Annotated in this window: 13 protein-coding genes; 9 read left to right on the forward strand and 4 right to left on the reverse strand. The window is 38.2% G+C overall.

Features of this window, described 5'->3' with window-relative positions; translation table 11 throughout:
* Positions 1 to 3: 3 nt before the first annotated feature.
* The 3 genes from glnL (at position 4) to OSH00_RS06740 (ending at position 3,429) form a co-directional block, all read left to right on the forward strand.
* Entirely contained in the window at positions 4 to 1,110 is a 1,107-nt protein-coding gene (glnL, locus tag OSH00_RS06730; protein ID WP_266129782.1) for a nitrogen regulation protein NR(II), read from the forward strand.
* The gene (glnG, locus tag OSH00_RS06735; protein WP_266129783.1) at positions 1,100 to 2,584 is read left to right on the forward strand and encodes a nitrogen regulation protein NR(I); all 1,485 of its coding nucleotides are present in this window, start codon (positions 1,100 to 1,102) and stop codon (positions 2,582 to 2,584) included. The genes glnL and glnG overlap by 11 nt, the downstream gene beginning before the upstream one ends.
* Before the next feature lie 119 nt (positions 2,585 to 2,703).
* A complete protein-coding gene (locus OSH00_RS06740; RefSeq protein WP_266129784.1) occupies positions 2,704 to 3,429 on the forward strand; it encodes a hypothetical protein in 726 nt (241 codons plus the stop codon).
* 57 nt (positions 3,430 to 3,486) lie between these two features.
* On the opposite strand, the gene OSH00_RS06745 is transcribed toward OSH00_RS06740, so the two are convergent.
* Together OSH00_RS06745 and OSH00_RS06750 are read right to left on the reverse strand one after the other, a co-directional pair.
* On the reverse strand, positions 3,487 to 4,089 hold the full coding sequence (locus tag OSH00_RS06745) for a YidB family protein (RefSeq protein WP_266129785.1): 603 nt from the start codon (positions 4,087 to 4,089) through the stop codon (positions 3,487 to 3,489).
* A gap of 125 nt (positions 4,090 to 4,214) precedes the next feature.
* Positions 4,215 to 4,685: a DUF6231 family protein gene (locus OSH00_RS06750; protein WP_266129786.1), complete on the reverse strand. Its 471-nt coding sequence runs from the start codon at positions 4,683 to 4,685 to the stop codon at positions 4,215 to 4,217.
* A 32-nt stretch (positions 4,686 to 4,717) separates the two neighbouring features.
* On the opposite strand from OSH00_RS06750, the gene OSH00_RS06755 reads away from it, so the two are divergent.
* Positions 4,718 to 5,590 (forward strand): DUF2797 domain-containing protein, encoded by an 873-nt coding sequence (locus OSH00_RS06755; RefSeq protein ID WP_266129787.1) that lies wholly within the window; start codon positions 4,718 to 4,720, stop codon positions 5,588 to 5,590.
* 435 nt (positions 5,591 to 6,025) lie between these two features.
* On the opposite strand, the gene lpxB is transcribed toward OSH00_RS06755, so the two are convergent.
* On the reverse strand, positions 6,026 to 7,201 hold the full coding sequence (gene lpxB, locus OSH00_RS06760; RefSeq protein WP_266129788.1) for a lipid-A-disaccharide synthase: 1,176 nt from the start codon (positions 7,199 to 7,201) through the stop codon (positions 6,026 to 6,028).
* Positions 7,202 to 7,450: 249 nt separating this feature from the next.
* Here lpxB and OSH00_RS06765 point away from each other — a divergent pair, with 249 nt between their 5' ends.
* The 5 genes from OSH00_RS06765 (at position 7,451) to OSH00_RS06790 (ending at position 15,399) form a co-directional block, all read left to right on the forward strand.
* On the forward strand, positions 7,451 to 9,610 hold the full coding sequence (locus OSH00_RS06765; protein ID WP_266129789.1) for a TonB-dependent siderophore receptor: 2,160 nt from the start codon (positions 7,451 to 7,453) through the stop codon (positions 9,608 to 9,610).
* A gap of 342 nt (positions 9,611 to 9,952) precedes the next feature.
* A complete protein-coding gene (locus OSH00_RS06775; RefSeq protein ID WP_266129791.1) occupies positions 9,953 to 11,515 on the forward strand; it encodes a PepSY-associated TM helix domain-containing protein in 1,563 nt (520 codons plus the stop codon).
* Positions 11,512 to 11,799 (forward strand): hypothetical protein, encoded by a 288-nt coding sequence (locus OSH00_RS06780; protein WP_266129792.1) that lies wholly within the window; start codon positions 11,512 to 11,514, stop codon positions 11,797 to 11,799. The genes OSH00_RS06775 and OSH00_RS06780 overlap by 4 nt, the downstream gene beginning before the upstream one ends.
* 297 nt (positions 11,800 to 12,096) lie before the next feature.
* Positions 12,097 to 13,239, forward strand: coding sequence for an alpha-hydroxy acid oxidase (locus OSH00_RS06785; RefSeq protein ID WP_266129793.1), 1,143 nt, complete (start codon positions 12,097 to 12,099; stop codon positions 13,237 to 13,239).
* Between the two features lie 282 nt (positions 13,240 to 13,521).
* Positions 13,522 to 15,399, forward strand: a complete 1,878-nt coding sequence (locus OSH00_RS06790) for an ABC transporter ATP-binding protein (RefSeq protein WP_266129855.1) — start codon at positions 13,522 to 13,524, stop codon at positions 15,397 to 15,399.
* An 82-nt stretch (positions 15,400 to 15,481) separates the two neighbouring features.
* Here the strand turns inward: OSH00_RS06790 and OSH00_RS06795 are convergent, their stop codons facing one another.
* Positions 15,482 to 15,964, reverse strand: a complete 483-nt coding sequence (locus tag OSH00_RS06795) for a MarR family winged helix-turn-helix transcriptional regulator (RefSeq protein WP_266129794.1) — start codon at positions 15,962 to 15,964, stop codon at positions 15,482 to 15,484.
* Between the last annotated feature and the right edge of the window lie 445 nt (positions 15,965 to 16,409).

The following is a 16,409-nucleotide window of genomic DNA, read 5'->3' on the forward strand; positions in this document are numbered from 1 at the left end:
CTAATGGATCAATACCCAACCATTGACTATCGACTGCTTGTGGATAATTTAACCACAGCAATCCTTTTGGTCGATTGTAATCTAAATATTTTTTATCTCAATTCATCTTGCGAAGCCCTGTTTGATATTAGTTTGTTTCGCGCAGCTGGTCAGCCTGTAATCAATATCTTACATGCACCAAACGATAGCTTTAATACTTTGGATGCGCTCAACAACACCATTAAAACAGGTCAAGCCTATACACGTCGTGAGGCGATCATCAATGTTAATTTTAAAGATATGCATGTTGATTACTCGGTATCTCAACTGAATACTGGCAAACCCTATCACCCATTATTGTTAATAGAATTGAATCCGATTGATCGGATGCTGAAAATTTCAAAAGAAGAGAATCTTATTCAGCAGCACCAAGTCGCACGACAGCTCATACGTGGCGTTGCACATGAGATTAAAAACCCCTTGGGCGGTATTCGGGGTGCAACTCAGCTTTTAGCGCGAAGTTTAAACGATCCTCAGTATGCAGAATTCACAGATATTATTATCAGTGAAGTTGATCGCTTAAGAAACTTAGCAGACACCATGCTTGGCTCACGCCAAATTCCAAGTTATGAAGCGGTCAATGTTCACGAACCATTGGAACGCGTTCGTTCACTCATCGTGAATCAAACCAAGAAAAAAATTAAAATTACGCGTGACTACGATCTTTCTTTACCTGACGTAAAAGCTGATCGAGATCAATTGATTCAAGTCATGTTGAATATTAGTGTCAATGCAGTTCAGGCGATGACAGAAAATCGAGAATTCTTCGTTGATCATCAACCTGAATTAATATTGCGTACACGCATCCAACGCCTTGTCACCATTAATGGCGTATTAAACAAATCAGCCATTCGTATTGATATCGAAGATAACGGTCCTGGCGTACCTGAAGAAATTTTGGAATCCGTTTTTTATCCACTTGTCACTGGTCGAGCCAAAGGAACTGGGCTTGGTTTAAGCATTGCACAGAATATCATGCATCAACATAACGGAATGATTGAATGTCAATCTGTTCCTGGAAAAACAGTATTTAGCCTATATTTACCTTGGGAGTCTAACCATGTCGCATAATAAAATTTGGGTGATCGATGACGACCGTGCCATGCGTTGGGTGTTGGAAAAAACATTCAAAGAAGAAGGTTTTGATGTGACCAGCTTTGAAGAAGCACAATCCGCTTTGGACCAGTTACCTACACATGCACCCGATGTTATTTTGACAGATATTCGCATGCCGGGTATTGATGGTCTTACCTTCTTAGGCAAGGTCAAAGGAAGTTATCCCGATCTTCCGGTAATCATCATGACGGCACACTCGGATTTAGAGTCCGCGGTGTCCAGCTATCAAACTGGTGCCTTTGAGTATCTACCAAAACCTTTTGATATTGATGAAGCACTCGCGCTGGTCAACCGCGCCATTTTACACATCAATAAATTACAGCAACAAGAGTCAGCTAAAGCAACACCGATTCAATCAACTGAGATCATTGGTGAATCTCCTGCAATGCAAGAGGTCTTCCGTGCAATTGGACGACTCTCACAATCTCATATTACTGTATTAATCAATGGTGAGTCTGGAACAGGTAAAGAATTAGTTGCACATGCTTTGCATCGCCATTCACCAAGAAGTAGTAAACCTTTCATTGCTTTAAATATGGCCGCCATTCCAAAAGATTTGATTGAAACCGAATTATTTGGACATGAGAAAGGTGCTTTTACAGGGGCAAATACCCAACGTCAAGGACGTTTCGAGCAAGCCAACGGCGGTACGCTGTTTTTAGATGAAATCGGCGATATGCCTTTTGAAACACAAACCCGTTTGCTACGTGTTTTGGCTGATGGTGAGTTCTATCGTGTTGGGGGACACATTCCTGTACGTGTAGATGTACGTATTGTTGCTGCTACGCATCAAGACCTAGAAAAGCTGGTACATGACGGCCGTTTCCGCGAAGACCTTTATCATCGTTTAAATGTTATTCGCATCCATATTCCCAAACTAGCACATCGCTCTGAAGATATTCCGATGCTGGCACAGCACTTTCTAGCACGTGCAGGTAAAGAACTTGGGGTAAGTCCAAAAATCTTGCGCCCTGAAACACAAGAATATATTCAGAAACTTCCTTGGCCAGGTAATGTGCGCCAACTGGAAAATACGTGCCGATGGCTGACTGTCATGATCACGGGTCGTGAAGTGTATCCAGAAGATCTACCATCCGAGTTAAAACAAATCCCAATCAGCAAAACTGATGATCAAGGACAAATTCAAACAGGCGTTGATCGTATAGCACTACACCACTGGGATGAACTTTTAGGGCAATGGGCGATTCAAAAACTCAAAAATGGTGAGATGAAAATCTTAGACATTGCCACACCGATGTTTGAACGGACGTTGATTAATGCAGCACTACAGCAAACACGTGGCCGCAAACGTCATGCAGCTGAGTTACTCGGCTGGGGGCGCAATACACTCACCCGAAAACTCAAAGAACTCGGTATGGATTCCACCGAGGACGATGAAGAGGAAGATAAAACAGCCTTATCAGATTAAAATAAACTTATAAATTCAATTTTTACTCCAACCATATTTGTTAAGAATATGGTTGTTTTTTATCAGATCATCGTTAAAAATAGCCTCGTGAAATTTACACTTTATCGTTTAGGATAAAAATGAATAAAACTGTCGTTGTTATCAGCTTGCTTTCAATCTTGACTGTTGCATGCTCTAAAAACAAATCGCATGACAATACAGTGCATCAAACTGAAAAAACATTCGAAGAAAAACCCATGAAAACTGCAAATTCAGATGATTGTTTTAAGCTTGAGCCCAACAAAAAGTTTACGTTAAACAATAGTGATGAAACTGAAATACAGATTGTTCCGACAATCTTCAACAATCAGAATGCAATTGCGATCGTGAGACAAGGGGCTGGTGTTCGAACAGATTATATCTACGACCTCACGGGTCGCACCATGTTGGCGAATTTAGATTATGGTATTGCTGCGCTTGGTTCAAATCCCAATGATGTATTGGTAAAAACCACCTACCAAGCACCTCTTCCAACCTTCCCATCTAACCTCATGCCTCATCAAAAGTTTCAGATGACTTATAATGCTGTGATTGAATCTCAAGTAGACAACACGGATAAATCTGTAAATAATAAAACTGTTGATATCGAATTTGTTGGGTTTGAAAATCTTAGTTTGATTGACAATGATGACAATACTTTAAAATTCAATAATGCTTGTCATTTTGTTTCACAAATTGGCGATGCTACTTTAGATGAATGGTATGCTGAAGGTTATGGTCAGATCAAATATATTAAAAGGAAAGCCAGCGGAGAAGTGAAAAGCAGCGAAGCCATTGGTGATGATCCTGAACCTCAGTCCAAATAAATCAACAAAAACCAGTCAAGAACATCTTTACTGGCTTTTTTTATTGTAAAATAAGATTTATTTCATAAAACCAGAAACCAGATTCAATACATTTTGAATATCGCCATTGGCTTCATTATGATCCGTTGCTTCACCTTGCGGTGTAAGTGAATCAATGATTTGCGGTAGTACAGTCGAAATTGCCCCATACACCTCATTGGTTGGAACATTGGCCTGCTGCGCAACTTGTTCAACTTGTTGGCTGCCAAATAGACTTTGGATTTGTTCAACATTTACCCCACTATTGCCTTGCGATGGATCAACCCAGCTTTGCACTTGACCACCTAAACCAGCCCCCTGTAATTTAGCCAAAGCGCCTTGTAAACCGCCATTCTGTTGAATCCACCCCAAAACCAATGGAACAACGGCAATCAATAATGAAGATGCATTAAAACCACTCGCCTGCGGAGCTTGTTGCTGCTGACCACCTGTCAAGCCACCAAGCACTGAGCCCAATACGCCACCCAAACCTCCGCCTTGTGACTGTTGTTGACCACCTAGACCGCCAAGCACTGAACCTAAAACACCGCCTAATCCACCACCAAGCCCGCCTTGTGATTGTTGTTGTCCGCCAAGTGCTTGTTTTGCTAAAATTTCAACAATATTTGTTAAATCTGTCATGAAGTTTTCCTTTTTTAAGTTTTATGACACGACTACAGCATACTTGGCTTTAGGATATTCAACAAAATTGGAATTGTTAATTTTTGCAATACCTTAATGTCATTTTAGTCTCATCAAAAAACCAATTACCAACGAAACTTATTCCAGTTTTCAGGATTTGCCCAAAACTTAGCGTTAAACCAATCTGGCACATGTTTATAAGTTAAAATATTAAACTGCCATAACGCAAAATCATTTTCATGGGATGTCTTGTCGATCAATTGTGTAAAGCCCAATGATCGAAGCAGATGCTCATCACTGAGCCGGCAAGCCACTACAATACGTCTTGCCAAGAGATCACGCAACTTCACCAACAATTGCGATTTATGCAGATCCGAAAGCTGTTGCATTTCATCTGTATCTAAAACCACAAATCCTAAATCATATCGCTGGGTAAAAGGCAGATTTAAAAACTCAGATACGTTAAAATAGGACCACTGAATTGAATAATTTTGAGAGTATTGCGCCAAATTTTGCCCAATACACACTGCAGTTTGAATTGGCTGCTGTTGCGATAAATCGTCTAGCATTGAAGTGATGACATTTTGCTCAGCCATAACTGCACCTTTTTTGAAGCGAGTAATTAAATATGGAACTACAAGGCATTTGTCATAAAATGCATGCAGGTCTTAAAGATCTTAGTTTAACTGATCAACAAACACATAAGGCAAATGTTGAATATAAATTTATATTAGATCGCTCAGAAATCGAACTGCCATTTAGCCTGGGGCAAGAAATCGAGATTGAAGCGACTGGGAATATCTATTGTGTTTCATGTGGCGCCAAGACCCCAAAGTCTTATTCCCAAGGTCACTGCTTTAAATGCATGAAAACCAAGGCATCTTGCGACATGTGTATCATGAAGCCTGAAACTTGCCACTACCACTTAGGCACCTGTCGTGAAAATGATTTTGCCCACGAAGTTTGCTTCCAACCACATATTGTTTATCTGGCCAACTCCAGTGCTTTAAAGGTTGGAATTACCCGTTTAGGTCAAATGCCAACACGTTGGTTAGACCAAGGTGCAACCCAAGCTTTACCGATATTGAAAGTGGGTTCTCGTCGCTTATCAGGTCAACTGGAAGTCATGTTTGGCGCACAGGTTGCAGATAAAACGGATTGGCGCAAACTGCTAAAAGGCGAAGCTGATCCAATTGATCTAATTGAAATTCGTAATGAATTGGTACAAGAATTTGCACCTAAAATTCAAACCATCCGTGACGAATTTGCACAGCATCTTGAGTTTAATGAAACGGTTGAATTACTTGAAGATGAACTGCCTCGTGAATTTGTCTACCCTGTCGATATTTATCCTGAAAAGATCAAATCCCATAACCTTGACAAGACTCCGGTTATTCGTGGCAAATTACAAGGAATCAAAGGTCAATATCTAATTATGGATACTGGGGTGATCAATATCCGTAAATATACAGGTTACGAACTGAAAGTGCGGGCAGAGTAGAAATTCATTTGGCCCTGCATTTCATTCACACAAAACTCCTCTTTCATTTAAATATGGAGGAGTTTTTTGATTAAAGCTCTTATAAACGTTCTGTCTATATTAAAACGTGCAATATATTGATAAAGTATTTATTGCCTTATCTTTTCCAGAAAATTTTTGATCAATTTGCGTAGGCTATACTTCGATCTTTAGAAGTGGAAAAACAAAAAACCTCAAATAGATTGCCAATACCCCCTGCAACGCCCCTCGCATATGTAGATTGGGTAATGCCGCCATATCGTTTCGCAATAAAACATCAACATTGTTCTTTAATATTTAAAAGTCATTTTATATTGGATACTGATTTTTTAAACAATGCAAAAGTCTATGCTTGAACACACTTAAATTTAACTAGATAATTCCAATCGTTTAATTAAATCATCAATGATTTTTCAATTATGATTTTAACAGTGCTAAAATTGCTTGCACTGGATCTTCACTATTTCCCGCCAAAAGCTGCTTATGCATCGTAATCAACTGCATAACCTGAATTTGAGAAGCTTCAATATCCATTAACTTTTCTATTTCACGCGCTAATTTTTCGGGTGTCGCATCTTTTTGAATCAACTCTTGAATTGCTTTTTTTCCGGCAATGATATTTGGCAAAGAATAATAAGGAATTTTGACCATCAACTTGGCAATAACATAAGTCAGCCAATTGAGTTTATAAAAAGTGACCATTGGTCGATGCAACAACAATGCTTCTAAAGTCGCTGTACCTGAAGCCAGAGCAACAATATTTGCTGCATTCATGACTTGACGGCCAATTTTTGACTCTTTATCAATATTTTCAAGTAAGTGAATTTTTGCAACCAAATCATTTGGATAGTGTTTTAATAATGCTTCAATCTGTTGTTTTCGCAGCTCATTAATCGCAGGAATGACAAACTGATAATCTGGATATTTGTGGTGAATAATATTTGCCGCATCTAAAACCAGTGGTCCAAGTCGTTCTATTTCACCACGGCGACTGCCTGGTAATAATGCAATATGTTTTTGACTAATATCCAAACCAAGCTCTTGTTTGGCATCCAAAATTGGATTTTGTAAAGGCAACTGACTGGCGAGTGGATGGCCTACAAACGCAGCAGGAACTGCAAATTTTTGATAAAAGCTCTTCTCAAAAGGAAATAAACAAAGTACGAGATCAATACTGGCTTTAATTCCATGTACCCGCCCTTGCCGCCACGCCCATACTGATGGACTCACATATTGCACAGTTTTAATTGGAAGATTTTTTTGCTTTAAACTCTTGGATAAACGCAAATTGAAATCTGGAGCATCAATACCAATAAAAACATCAACAGGATGGGCAGACCACTTTTCAACCAAACCATCGCGTACAGCAAACAACTTCTTTAAATCTTTGAGGACTTCAACAATACCCATCACGGATAAAATATCCATAGGATAAAAACTGTTGAAACCTTCGGCAATCATTTGCGGGCCACCAATCCCCTCAAATTCAGCATCAATGCCTTGTTCACGAAAACTACGAATAAGCTTGGCCCCTAAAGTATCTCCTGACACCTCACCAACGACAATACCAATTTTAAGCTTTCGATTTTGCAAGATATTCTTCCCACTTTGCAGTATGCATGCATCATAGCATAGTCAAACTCGTTTAACCTCAAAGCCTCCATATAATCACCACAAAGCCAGATCTGGATATTCGTGTATATAGCAATTCAATTGGGTGACTATTCACTCAGTTTTCTATCATTAACCTATTTTCAATTTATATTTTCAATTAGCCAACTATTGTCACAAAACCAGACAAACAATAAACTAAGCGATAATTATTATCATTTAAGATAACTCATGCTGAATTCTCTCCCAAACAGATTCAAACTCTCGATCATGAGTTTGACACTATTCACTGCGCAACAAAGTTTTGCTGAAGATTTACAAAGCTTACCCACGATTTCAGTGCAAGCAACTGCTGAACAAAGTGAAATAAGTTCTGAACAAAGCAAATCTTATATCGTTAAAAAATCAACCAGTGCAGCCAAACTGAATATTCCTGTTAAAGAAACGCCTCAAACAGTCAATGTCGTTACACGTCAGCAAATGAATGATTTCGCACTTAATAGCACAAGAGATGCATTGAGTAATACTCCTGGGATTACTGTCAGCAATCAAGAAACTGAGCGTTCGACTTATACAGCACGTGGTTTTGAAATCTCCAATCTTTTGACAGATGGGGTCGGATTCCCTTCAAGCAGTTATAATTATAATAACACCAATCCAGATACCTATTTTTATGATCGAATCGATGTGATTAAGGGTGCAGATGCACTTACCAATGCCTTCGGTGATCCAAGTGCAACCATTGATTATATCCGTAAACGACCAACGCAAGAGTTTCAAGCCAATGCGGGTATCAGCTATGGTTCATGGAATACTCAGCGTTATGAAGCTGATGTATCTAGCGCACTGAATAAGGATGGTCGCATTCGTGGTCGTTTGATGGGCTATGAGCAAACTGGAGATTCCTATCTGGATCGTTACTCATCAGAGAAAAATGGTTTTTCAGGCATCATTGATGCTGATCTTACAGATTCAACCCGACTCACAGTCGGTTATAGTCAACAACAGAATAAACCCAATGCCAATAACTGGGGTGCTCTCCCACTTCTAGGAGCAGATGGAAAACAACTTTCCTATCACCGTAATTACAATCCTAATCCAGATTGGGCATATTGGGACAATAAGACACAAAATGCATTTGTAGAGTTAAAGCAAAAGATCAATGATCAATGGACAGCAAAGCTCAGCTATAATTACAACCAAACCGATCATAACAGTAACTTACTTTATTATTATGGTTATCCTGATCAAAATGGTGGAAATGTTGCCCTTACTGCGTGGGGTGGCAAAGAAAGTTTAAAAAGTCATTTTGCAGACTTGAATCTACAAGGCTCATATTCACTATTTGGTCGTGAGCATGAAGCCACATTAGGTTATAGTTATCTGCAGAATAAGCAGTATGATCAACAAACGTCAGGCACAATTAATGACAGTAATATCAGGAACGATAATTCATTAGGCTACTTACGCCAACTCACTACAGACTGGTCAAGTTGGACGCCCCAATCAGTGACTTGGTCAGCTTTTAGTGATGCTGCGAACTATACACAAAAGCTCAATTCAGTATATGCGGCGACCCGCCTGCACTTAAATGATGATTTAAAACTTTTACTCGGTTTAAACTATGTTCAAGCAAAAAGTGAAGGCGTAAGTTATGGTTCATCGATGGTCTATGATGAAAACAAAGTATCTCCATATGCTGGTATTACTTATAACTTCACTCCAGAATACACAGGCTATCTCAGCTATACCTCTATTTTCCGCCCACAATCTGGGTTAGGAACAGATAATAAAGCGCTTAAACCAGTTGATGGCGAAAGCTACGAAGCAGGGATTAAAAGCGCATGGCTTGATGACAAACTTACTGGAACTCTGGCAGTGTTTCGTACAGAACAAAGTAATTATCCACTACGCAACTCTGATGGAAACCCACTCAATCGAAAAGTGGAAACCAGTGATTTACGCTCTCAAGGTGTAGAAGTCGGTTTGGCTGGACAAATCACAGATCACCTGAATATCGCATTTGGTTATAGTCAATTCAGTTTAAAAGATTTAAAAAACGGTGGCGATGCTCGGACCTATAATCCAAACCAAACCCTTAATCTATTGACCACATACACCATTCCGGCATTACCACAACTTAAAATCGGTGCATCGTTAAAATGGCAAGAAGCCATCAAGCTGTATGATTCTTCGGTCAATAGTACAATTACCCAAGATGCGTACGCTTTATTGAATTTGATGACAAGCTATGATGTAAACAATCATATTTCGCTACAGGCAAATGCCAACAATGTGACAGACAAAAAATATTTATACAGCTTCCCAGATGGTCAGGCATTTTATGGTGCACCAGCCAACTACAGTGTTGCTGTAAAATTTAAATATTAATCTAAACTTGCCTTAATCGCTATGGATTAAGGCATCTTCAATTGCAAGAAAGTCCTTATTATGCAAACTTTGCTTTACCCATTATCAGTGTTATACCGCTTTATACTGGCATTTGGTATAGGCTATGCATGTAGTTATTTATTATCGATCAATTTAATTGATATATTTTACCCCTACTTGGCAAAAGCTGAGTCTATTTATCTCGCTGCATTTATCGCACTGCTCTTTTATATTATTTTTGTGCTGGTCAGTTTTTGTATTCAATCTTTAAAAAAAATGTCAATCATAAGTTTCGTTTTAGTGATTGTTCTCTTACTTTTTTCAAAATTCATAGGTTAACTCATGCATAAATCTGTTCGTCAATCTATGGCATGGTTACACTCTTGGATTGGTCTCATCTTCGGTTGGTTATTGTTTGCAATTTTTTTAACTGGTACGGTGACCTATTATCGCCATGAAGTGAATATGTGGATGCAACCACAATTTGCCAACATGCAAATTCGGCAGCAAACTGCTATTCAATCGGCTTACGACTATTTACAGAAAAATGCGACCAATGCCAAAAGCTGGTATATCGGTATTGCTAATCCCAATAGTCCTGTCAATAAAATTTATTGGCAAAAAGCCGATGGTGGTTACGAAAGTAAAACTTTAGATGCCAATACAGGCAAAGAACTCAGCCTTTCTGCAACACAAGGCGGCGATTTTTTTTATAGTTTTCATTATCAGTTATATGGTCTTCCCTATGCTATTGGTCGTTTAATCGTCACATTTGCAGCACTGATCATGTTTATTATCCTAATATCAGGCATCATTACCCATAAAAAAATATTTACTGAATTCTTTACCTTAAGAGCTTTTAAAGGTCAACGTTCATATTTGGATTTCCACAATATGAGCTCTGTGATTGCATTGCCTTTTTTCTTAACCATCACGTTTACAGGGCTCGCTATCTTTTTCTATCTGCTCTTTCCTGCAGGTATGAAAAAATCATATCCAGACCGTCCATTTCAATATTTCGATGAGATTCGCAATATTTCAACAATGGCACAAGCCCAAACAGCAATACCTGAAAAAATGAAACCGATTCAGTATTTTCTCCAACGAACACAACAACAATGGGGAAAAACCAGTATTGATCATATTGCTGTAGACCAACCAAACACACAATTAGCCAAAGTAACTGTTACCGCATTAGAAGACCACTCGATTACCCGTAATCAAGCCCAAATGAGTTTTAATGGAACCACAGGTGCATTGTTAGGCAATACCCGTAATAACAGTGCAATCGCAACCTTAAATGCAAGTATGTATGGTTTACATATGGCAAATTTTGCCCAGCCTTTACTCCGTCTAGGATTATTTTTTTCTGGACTATTGGGATGTGCCATGATTGCCTCTGGATTATTATTGTGGAGCTTAAAACGACAGCTTCAAAATAAAAATGATCAATTCCATTTTGGCCATTACTTGGTCAATCGGCTAAATACTGCATTGATTCTTGGTTTACCGATTGCCATGTTGGGTTATTTATACGCCAACCGCTTTGTAACGATTAAAGCAGAAGGTCCAAATTATGAGATCTACACATTTTTTAGTTTATGGCTATTCAGCTTGATTGTTGCCCTTGTTTCAAAGCAGCAATATTTGTGGAAAACACAGCTTAAATTAATTATTGTAATGACATTGGTATTGCCTATTTTCAATCTCTATTATCTTGTTTCAAACCACTACATTCATTCAATCCATAATTATTGGTTATTTCTCCGTGTTGATATCATGATTTGGATCTTTGCTTTCCTAAATATATTTTTACATCAAAAAATTACCCCAATTCAAAATAAAGCTGTGGCAAAAATTCAGAAAAAATTAGCTTATAAACAAATTCAGGAATCAGGCCCATGATCATTGCTCTCGCTTCATTGCTGATTTTAATTGCAAGTTATGGTCTTTATCTTGTCAGCACAAAACAGATCAATAAAACACAGAAAAGCCGATTTTCCATACTCACCCGACATGCAAAATGTGTGAAACTGGCTGCAGTCATTTCCATTATTATTGCCTTAATGCTCTATAGCATAGATTATGGCAATAGCATTTCACTGGTTGCTTTGTGTGTATTCAGCACACCGCTACTGTTTGGATTAATCCTATCAATTAATGATCTAAAGCCCAAAATTAAGAAATAAATTTACTACTTTCATCCTGAAATATTTACGTTTTTATCTTTCCAAATGCATGATGAGATAGACAGAAAATGCAGTACTTTTTTTGATTTAACATCTAAAAAATCCCTATAAATAAACAAACAGCCAGTGTTTAAAGGAAAGATTCTTGCATTACACTCAACGAGTAAAATTCAATCATTTAGTTTACTTTTCATCTATTTTTTACTCATTGTTAAAATAATCAATTTAAAATAACCGCCACAACTTATGTCCAATAACAATTTGAATTGCAGTTGCACAATTCATTAAGGAAGTATCATGAATACATTACAAAAAATCACCTGCGTTGCAGATATGCGCGAGATTTATCACCGACGTGTTCCTAAAATGTTTGTTGACTATTGTGATTCAGGTTCATGGACAGAGCAGACATGGCAGCAAAACAGTGAAGATTTTAAAAAATACCTGTTTCGACAAAAAGTTTTGGTGGACATGGACAATCGTTCCGTGAACACTAAAATGTTAGGACAATCAGTATCCATGCCTGTCGCATTGGCGCCTACAGGCTTAATTGGTATGCAACATGCCGATGGTGAAATCCTGGCTGCTAAAGCTGCCGAAAAATTTGGTATTCCCTATATCATGTCAACCATGAGCATTTGTTCAATTGAAGATGTCGCTGCCGCAACCACACAACCATTTTGGTTTCAGCTGTATATGATGAAAGATCGTCATTTTATGCAGCAGCTTATTCAGCGCGCAAAAAATGCTAAATGTTCGGCATTGGTTTTAACGGCTGACTTACAAATCATGGGACAACGTCATAAAGACATTAAAAATGGCTTGTCAGCGCCTCCAAAATTAACCTTGGGCAATCTCATCAATATGTGCACCAAACCCGCTTGGTGCTTCGCTATGCTTGGAACATCAAGAAGAAGTTTTGGTAACATTGTCGGTCATGTCGATGGCATCAGTAATACTGGTTCTTTAGCTGCATGGACAACTGAGCAGTTTGACATGAAGTTAAGTTGGAAAGATGTCGAATGGGTTAAACAACAATGGGGCGGTAAACTAATTATCAAAGGCATTATGGAAGTAGACGATGCAATCGCTGCTGTTAATGCTGGAGCAGACGCAATTGTTGTTTCAAATCATGGTGGTCGTCAATTGGACAGTGCTCCATCGAGCATTTCAGTACTAGAAGAAATTGTGCTTGCTGTAGGCAACCAAACGGAGGTCTATATTGACAGTGGTATTCGCTCTGGACAGGATGTTTTAAAAGCCATTGCTCTAGGTGCTAAAGGCTGTTTAATTGGTCGAGCATTTATTTATGGTTTAGGTGCTTATGGAGAACAAGGCGTATATCGTGTCTTGGAAATAATCCAAAAAGAACTGGATTTAAGTATGGCATTTTGCGGGAAAGTGAATATCCAGCATGTCGATAAAAATATTTTAAGATAAGCCTTCCCTACACACTGAAATGGATATTCAATAATTGAATATCCATTTCAGTGATTCAAATACTTCGATCAAGAGTAGAGTTTACATGATCAATATAGCAAATCGCTTTTTTTCGATATAAAAACTGGTGTAATTCTCACTTAAACGATACAATTAAACTTAGCCGATTTAATCTCCCAATATTGCTGAATTCTGCTTAAACCAATTACAGCAGCTCAGTCAATAACATCATTCCGTCCCTATAATTTAATCAATCTATAAAATTTCCATGAGGATTTTATGTTGCTGCAATGGTTTGAAAAGTTAGTAGATCCATATCCATCGAAAGGTTTAAACGAACCATTACCCACGACATTCTTTGCTTTCGTTTGGCAGGCTGCCACTGGTGTTAAACGCTATTTATTGATCTTAATACTGTTCACTGCTGCAACAGCCAGCTTTGAAGCACTATTTTTTTCACAAATTGGTCATCTCGTGGATTGGTTGACGCAATCAAAACCCGAAGAGTTTTTGACCAATCACCGACAAAATTTGATTGTGCTTTCACTCATCTTGTTCGCGAATATTTTTTTCGCCAATATGCAATCTATTGTCAGACATCAAATTTTGTATAGCAGTTTTCCGATGCGTTTGCGTTGGAGATTCCATAATCTATTGCTTCGTCAAGGTTTGGACTTTTTCCACAATGATTTTGCAGGACGTTTGTCGGCCAAAGTCATGCAAACAGCCCTTGCTGTACGTGAGTTCTGGGTGATCTTGGGTGATATGGTGACTTATGTAGTGATTTACTTCATTACCATCAGTATTGTATTAGGCTCAATTTCTCCAATTTTGCTGATTCCACTGTTGGTTTGGTTAGCACTATTTATCAGCGCAGCAAAATATTTTATTCCAAGATTAGGACGTATTTCCAAAGAACAAGCAGATGCTCGTGCAGTCATGACTGGTCGTGTAACCGATGCCTATACCAACATTCAAACCGTAAAACTATTTGCACATGCAGGACGTGAAAGCCAATATGCAAAAGAATCAATGAAAGAGTTTATGCGCACTGTGTTCAAGCAAATGCGTTTAGGCACTTCCTATGAAATCTGCATTAACCTACTGACTGCAGTTTTATTTTTTGGTGTTTTGGGCACTGCGGTTTGGTTATGGTTACAAGGTCAGGCTGCCATCGGTGTGATTGCCGCAACCACAGCCATGATTCTCAAATTAAACAGTATGGCTGAGTTTATGATGTGGCAAACATCTGCCCTGTTTGAAAATGTAGGTACAATTCAAGATGGTATGCAAACACTCGGTCGCCCTATTAGTATCCAAGATAAAGACGGTGCAAAACCACTTGTGGTGAGCCAAGGTAATATACGTTTCGAGGATGTCACTTTTGCCTATAATAGTAAAAATGTGATTGATCACTTTAATTTAAACATCCAGCCTGGTGAAAAAATTGGTATTGTGGGGCGCTCTGGTGCGGGTAAATCGACACTGATTCAGCTATTACTGCATTTCTACACCATCAATAACGGAAAAATCAGTATTGATGGTCAGAACATTGAAGAAGTTACTCAAGACAGTTTGAGAAAAAATATTGCACTTGTTACACAAGATACATCTCTATTACATCGTACTGTTGCGGAAAATATTAAATATGGTCGCCCTGATGCGACTGACGAAGAAATGTATGAAGCAGTACGTAAAGCCAAAGCAGATGAGTTTATTCCTCAACTTTCGGATTTAAGAGGACGTACAGGTTACGATGCCTATGTGGGAGAGCGTGGTGTCAAACTTTCTGGTGGACAACGTCAACGGATTGCCATTGCTCGTGTATTTTTAAAAGATGCACCCATTTTAATATTAGATGAAGCGACCAGCGCCTTGGACTCTGAGGTGGAAGCTGCGATTCAATCCAGCCTTGATGAATTGATGGAAAATAAAACAGTCATTGCCATTGCGCATCGACTGTCCACCATCGCCCAGATGGATCGCTTGATTGTGTTGGATCAAGGTCATATTGCCGAACAAGGCACACATGAAGAGTTGATTGCTCAAAATGGTATTTATGCACATTTATGGCAACGACAAACAGGAGGTTTTTTAGTTGAACCTGAGCAAAAAGCCATACAGGAAGATATTGAGAAGCAAGCAAGTCTGAACGAGTAAAATGAAAACAAAAGCCATATCAACGAGATGACATGGCTTTTGTTTTAAAGAAAGCGTTTAAGATTTTATAAGCATCACCGCTTTATTCTTGATCTTCAAGCTTTACATTCTGCATTCCTTTATTCAGTTTATTCAAAAAATGTACAAAAGTGACTTTATCATCAAATAAAAAACCCTCCATCGCCTGACGATAAAATTCATAAACTTTTAACTGCAACTGATTCCAAAATACATGCCCCTGTTCCGTTAACATCACTTTTTTTGCACGACGATCAATTTGATCTGCGAAACGAATGACATGTTGGTCACGCTCTAAACGCTTAAGAACACCATCTAGGTTTTGTCGGCTTACCCCAAGATATTCTGTCAAATCAGAAAAAGACATTCCCTCTCTTACCTGCGCTCTTGACAATGCTCCAAGTACAGCCCAGTGCACTGGAGAAACACCAAGTTCTTTACTACTCATACGATCAAGCGTATTGCCGAGTTGAAAGAGTCTAAAGGTTAAACGGTTATTGATGGCATATAAATTAGCATCATGTGCGCTAATCTGTTCATTTGACATTAGACTTGATCCAAACTTGCTTTATCATTTTTAGTCATTAGAGATAGATATCCATATAAGCTACTTCTCTAATATAGCTAAGTAAGTTTTCATTTTTATCATATTTGTACGATGAAAAATACCGCTCAAGTCACTAAAATATTAAAATAGAGTACTGTTTGTTTTCATACAAAGAGATGATTTAAACTGAAATTTAGTCACTAAAAATTTATCAAATTATAATTATACGTTAAAACAAATCTCCAATTACGATAATAGTCCAGTGAATTTGCATAAATCTGGATTTAAAAATATTAATATATTGATACATATAATTCACAATACCTAATTTATTCAAAAACAAACCACATCTTCTTTGTGTAATTTAAAAATATTGTATGTACAATAAAATTCAGACTATTGTTGAATAGATTTTATTAAAATCCACAATTAAAAATATATGCCA

The sequence above is a fragment of the Acinetobacter nematophilus genome, assembly GCF_026344175.1.
Lineage (GTDB): Bacteria > Pseudomonadota > Gammaproteobacteria > Pseudomonadales > Moraxellaceae > Acinetobacter > Acinetobacter nematophilus.

Coding starts and splice junctions, on each gene's coding strand:
- OSH00_RS06775 (WP_266129791.1), top strand. CDS start 9,953: ATGCATAAATCTGTTCGTCAATCTATGGCATGGTTACACTCTTGGATT.
- OSH00_RS06745 (WP_266129785.1), bottom strand. CDS start 4,089: ATGACAGATTTAACAAATATTGTTGAAATTTTAGCAAAACAAGCACTT.
- OSH00_RS06755 (WP_266129787.1), top strand. CDS start 4,718: ATGGAACTACAAGGCATTTGTCATAAAATGCATGCAGGTCTTAAAGAT.
- OSH00_RS06765 (WP_266129789.1), top strand. CDS start 7,451: ATGCTGAATTCTCTCCCAAACAGATTCAAACTCTCGATCATGAGTTTG.
- OSH00_RS06795 (WP_266129794.1), bottom strand. CDS start 15,964: ATGTCAAATGAACAGATTAGCGCACATGATGCTAATTTATATGCCATC.
- OSH00_RS06740 (WP_266129784.1), top strand. CDS start 2,704: ATGAATAAAACTGTCGTTGTTATCAGCTTGCTTTCAATCTTGACTGTT.
- glnL (WP_266129782.1), top strand. CDS start 4: ATGGATCAATACCCAACCATTGACTATCGACTGCTTGTGGATAATTTA.
- glnG (WP_266129783.1), top strand. CDS start 1,100: ATGTCGCATAATAAAATTTGGGTGATCGATGACGACCGTGCCATGCGT.
- OSH00_RS06780 (WP_266129792.1), top strand. CDS start 11,512: ATGATCATTGCTCTCGCTTCATTGCTGATTTTAATTGCAAGTTATGGT.
- OSH00_RS06785 (WP_266129793.1), top strand. CDS start 12,097: ATGAATACATTACAAAAAATCACCTGCGTTGCAGATATGCGCGAGATT.
- OSH00_RS06750 (WP_266129786.1), bottom strand. CDS start 4,685: ATGGCTGAGCAAAATGTCATCACTTCAATGCTAGACGATTTATCGCAA.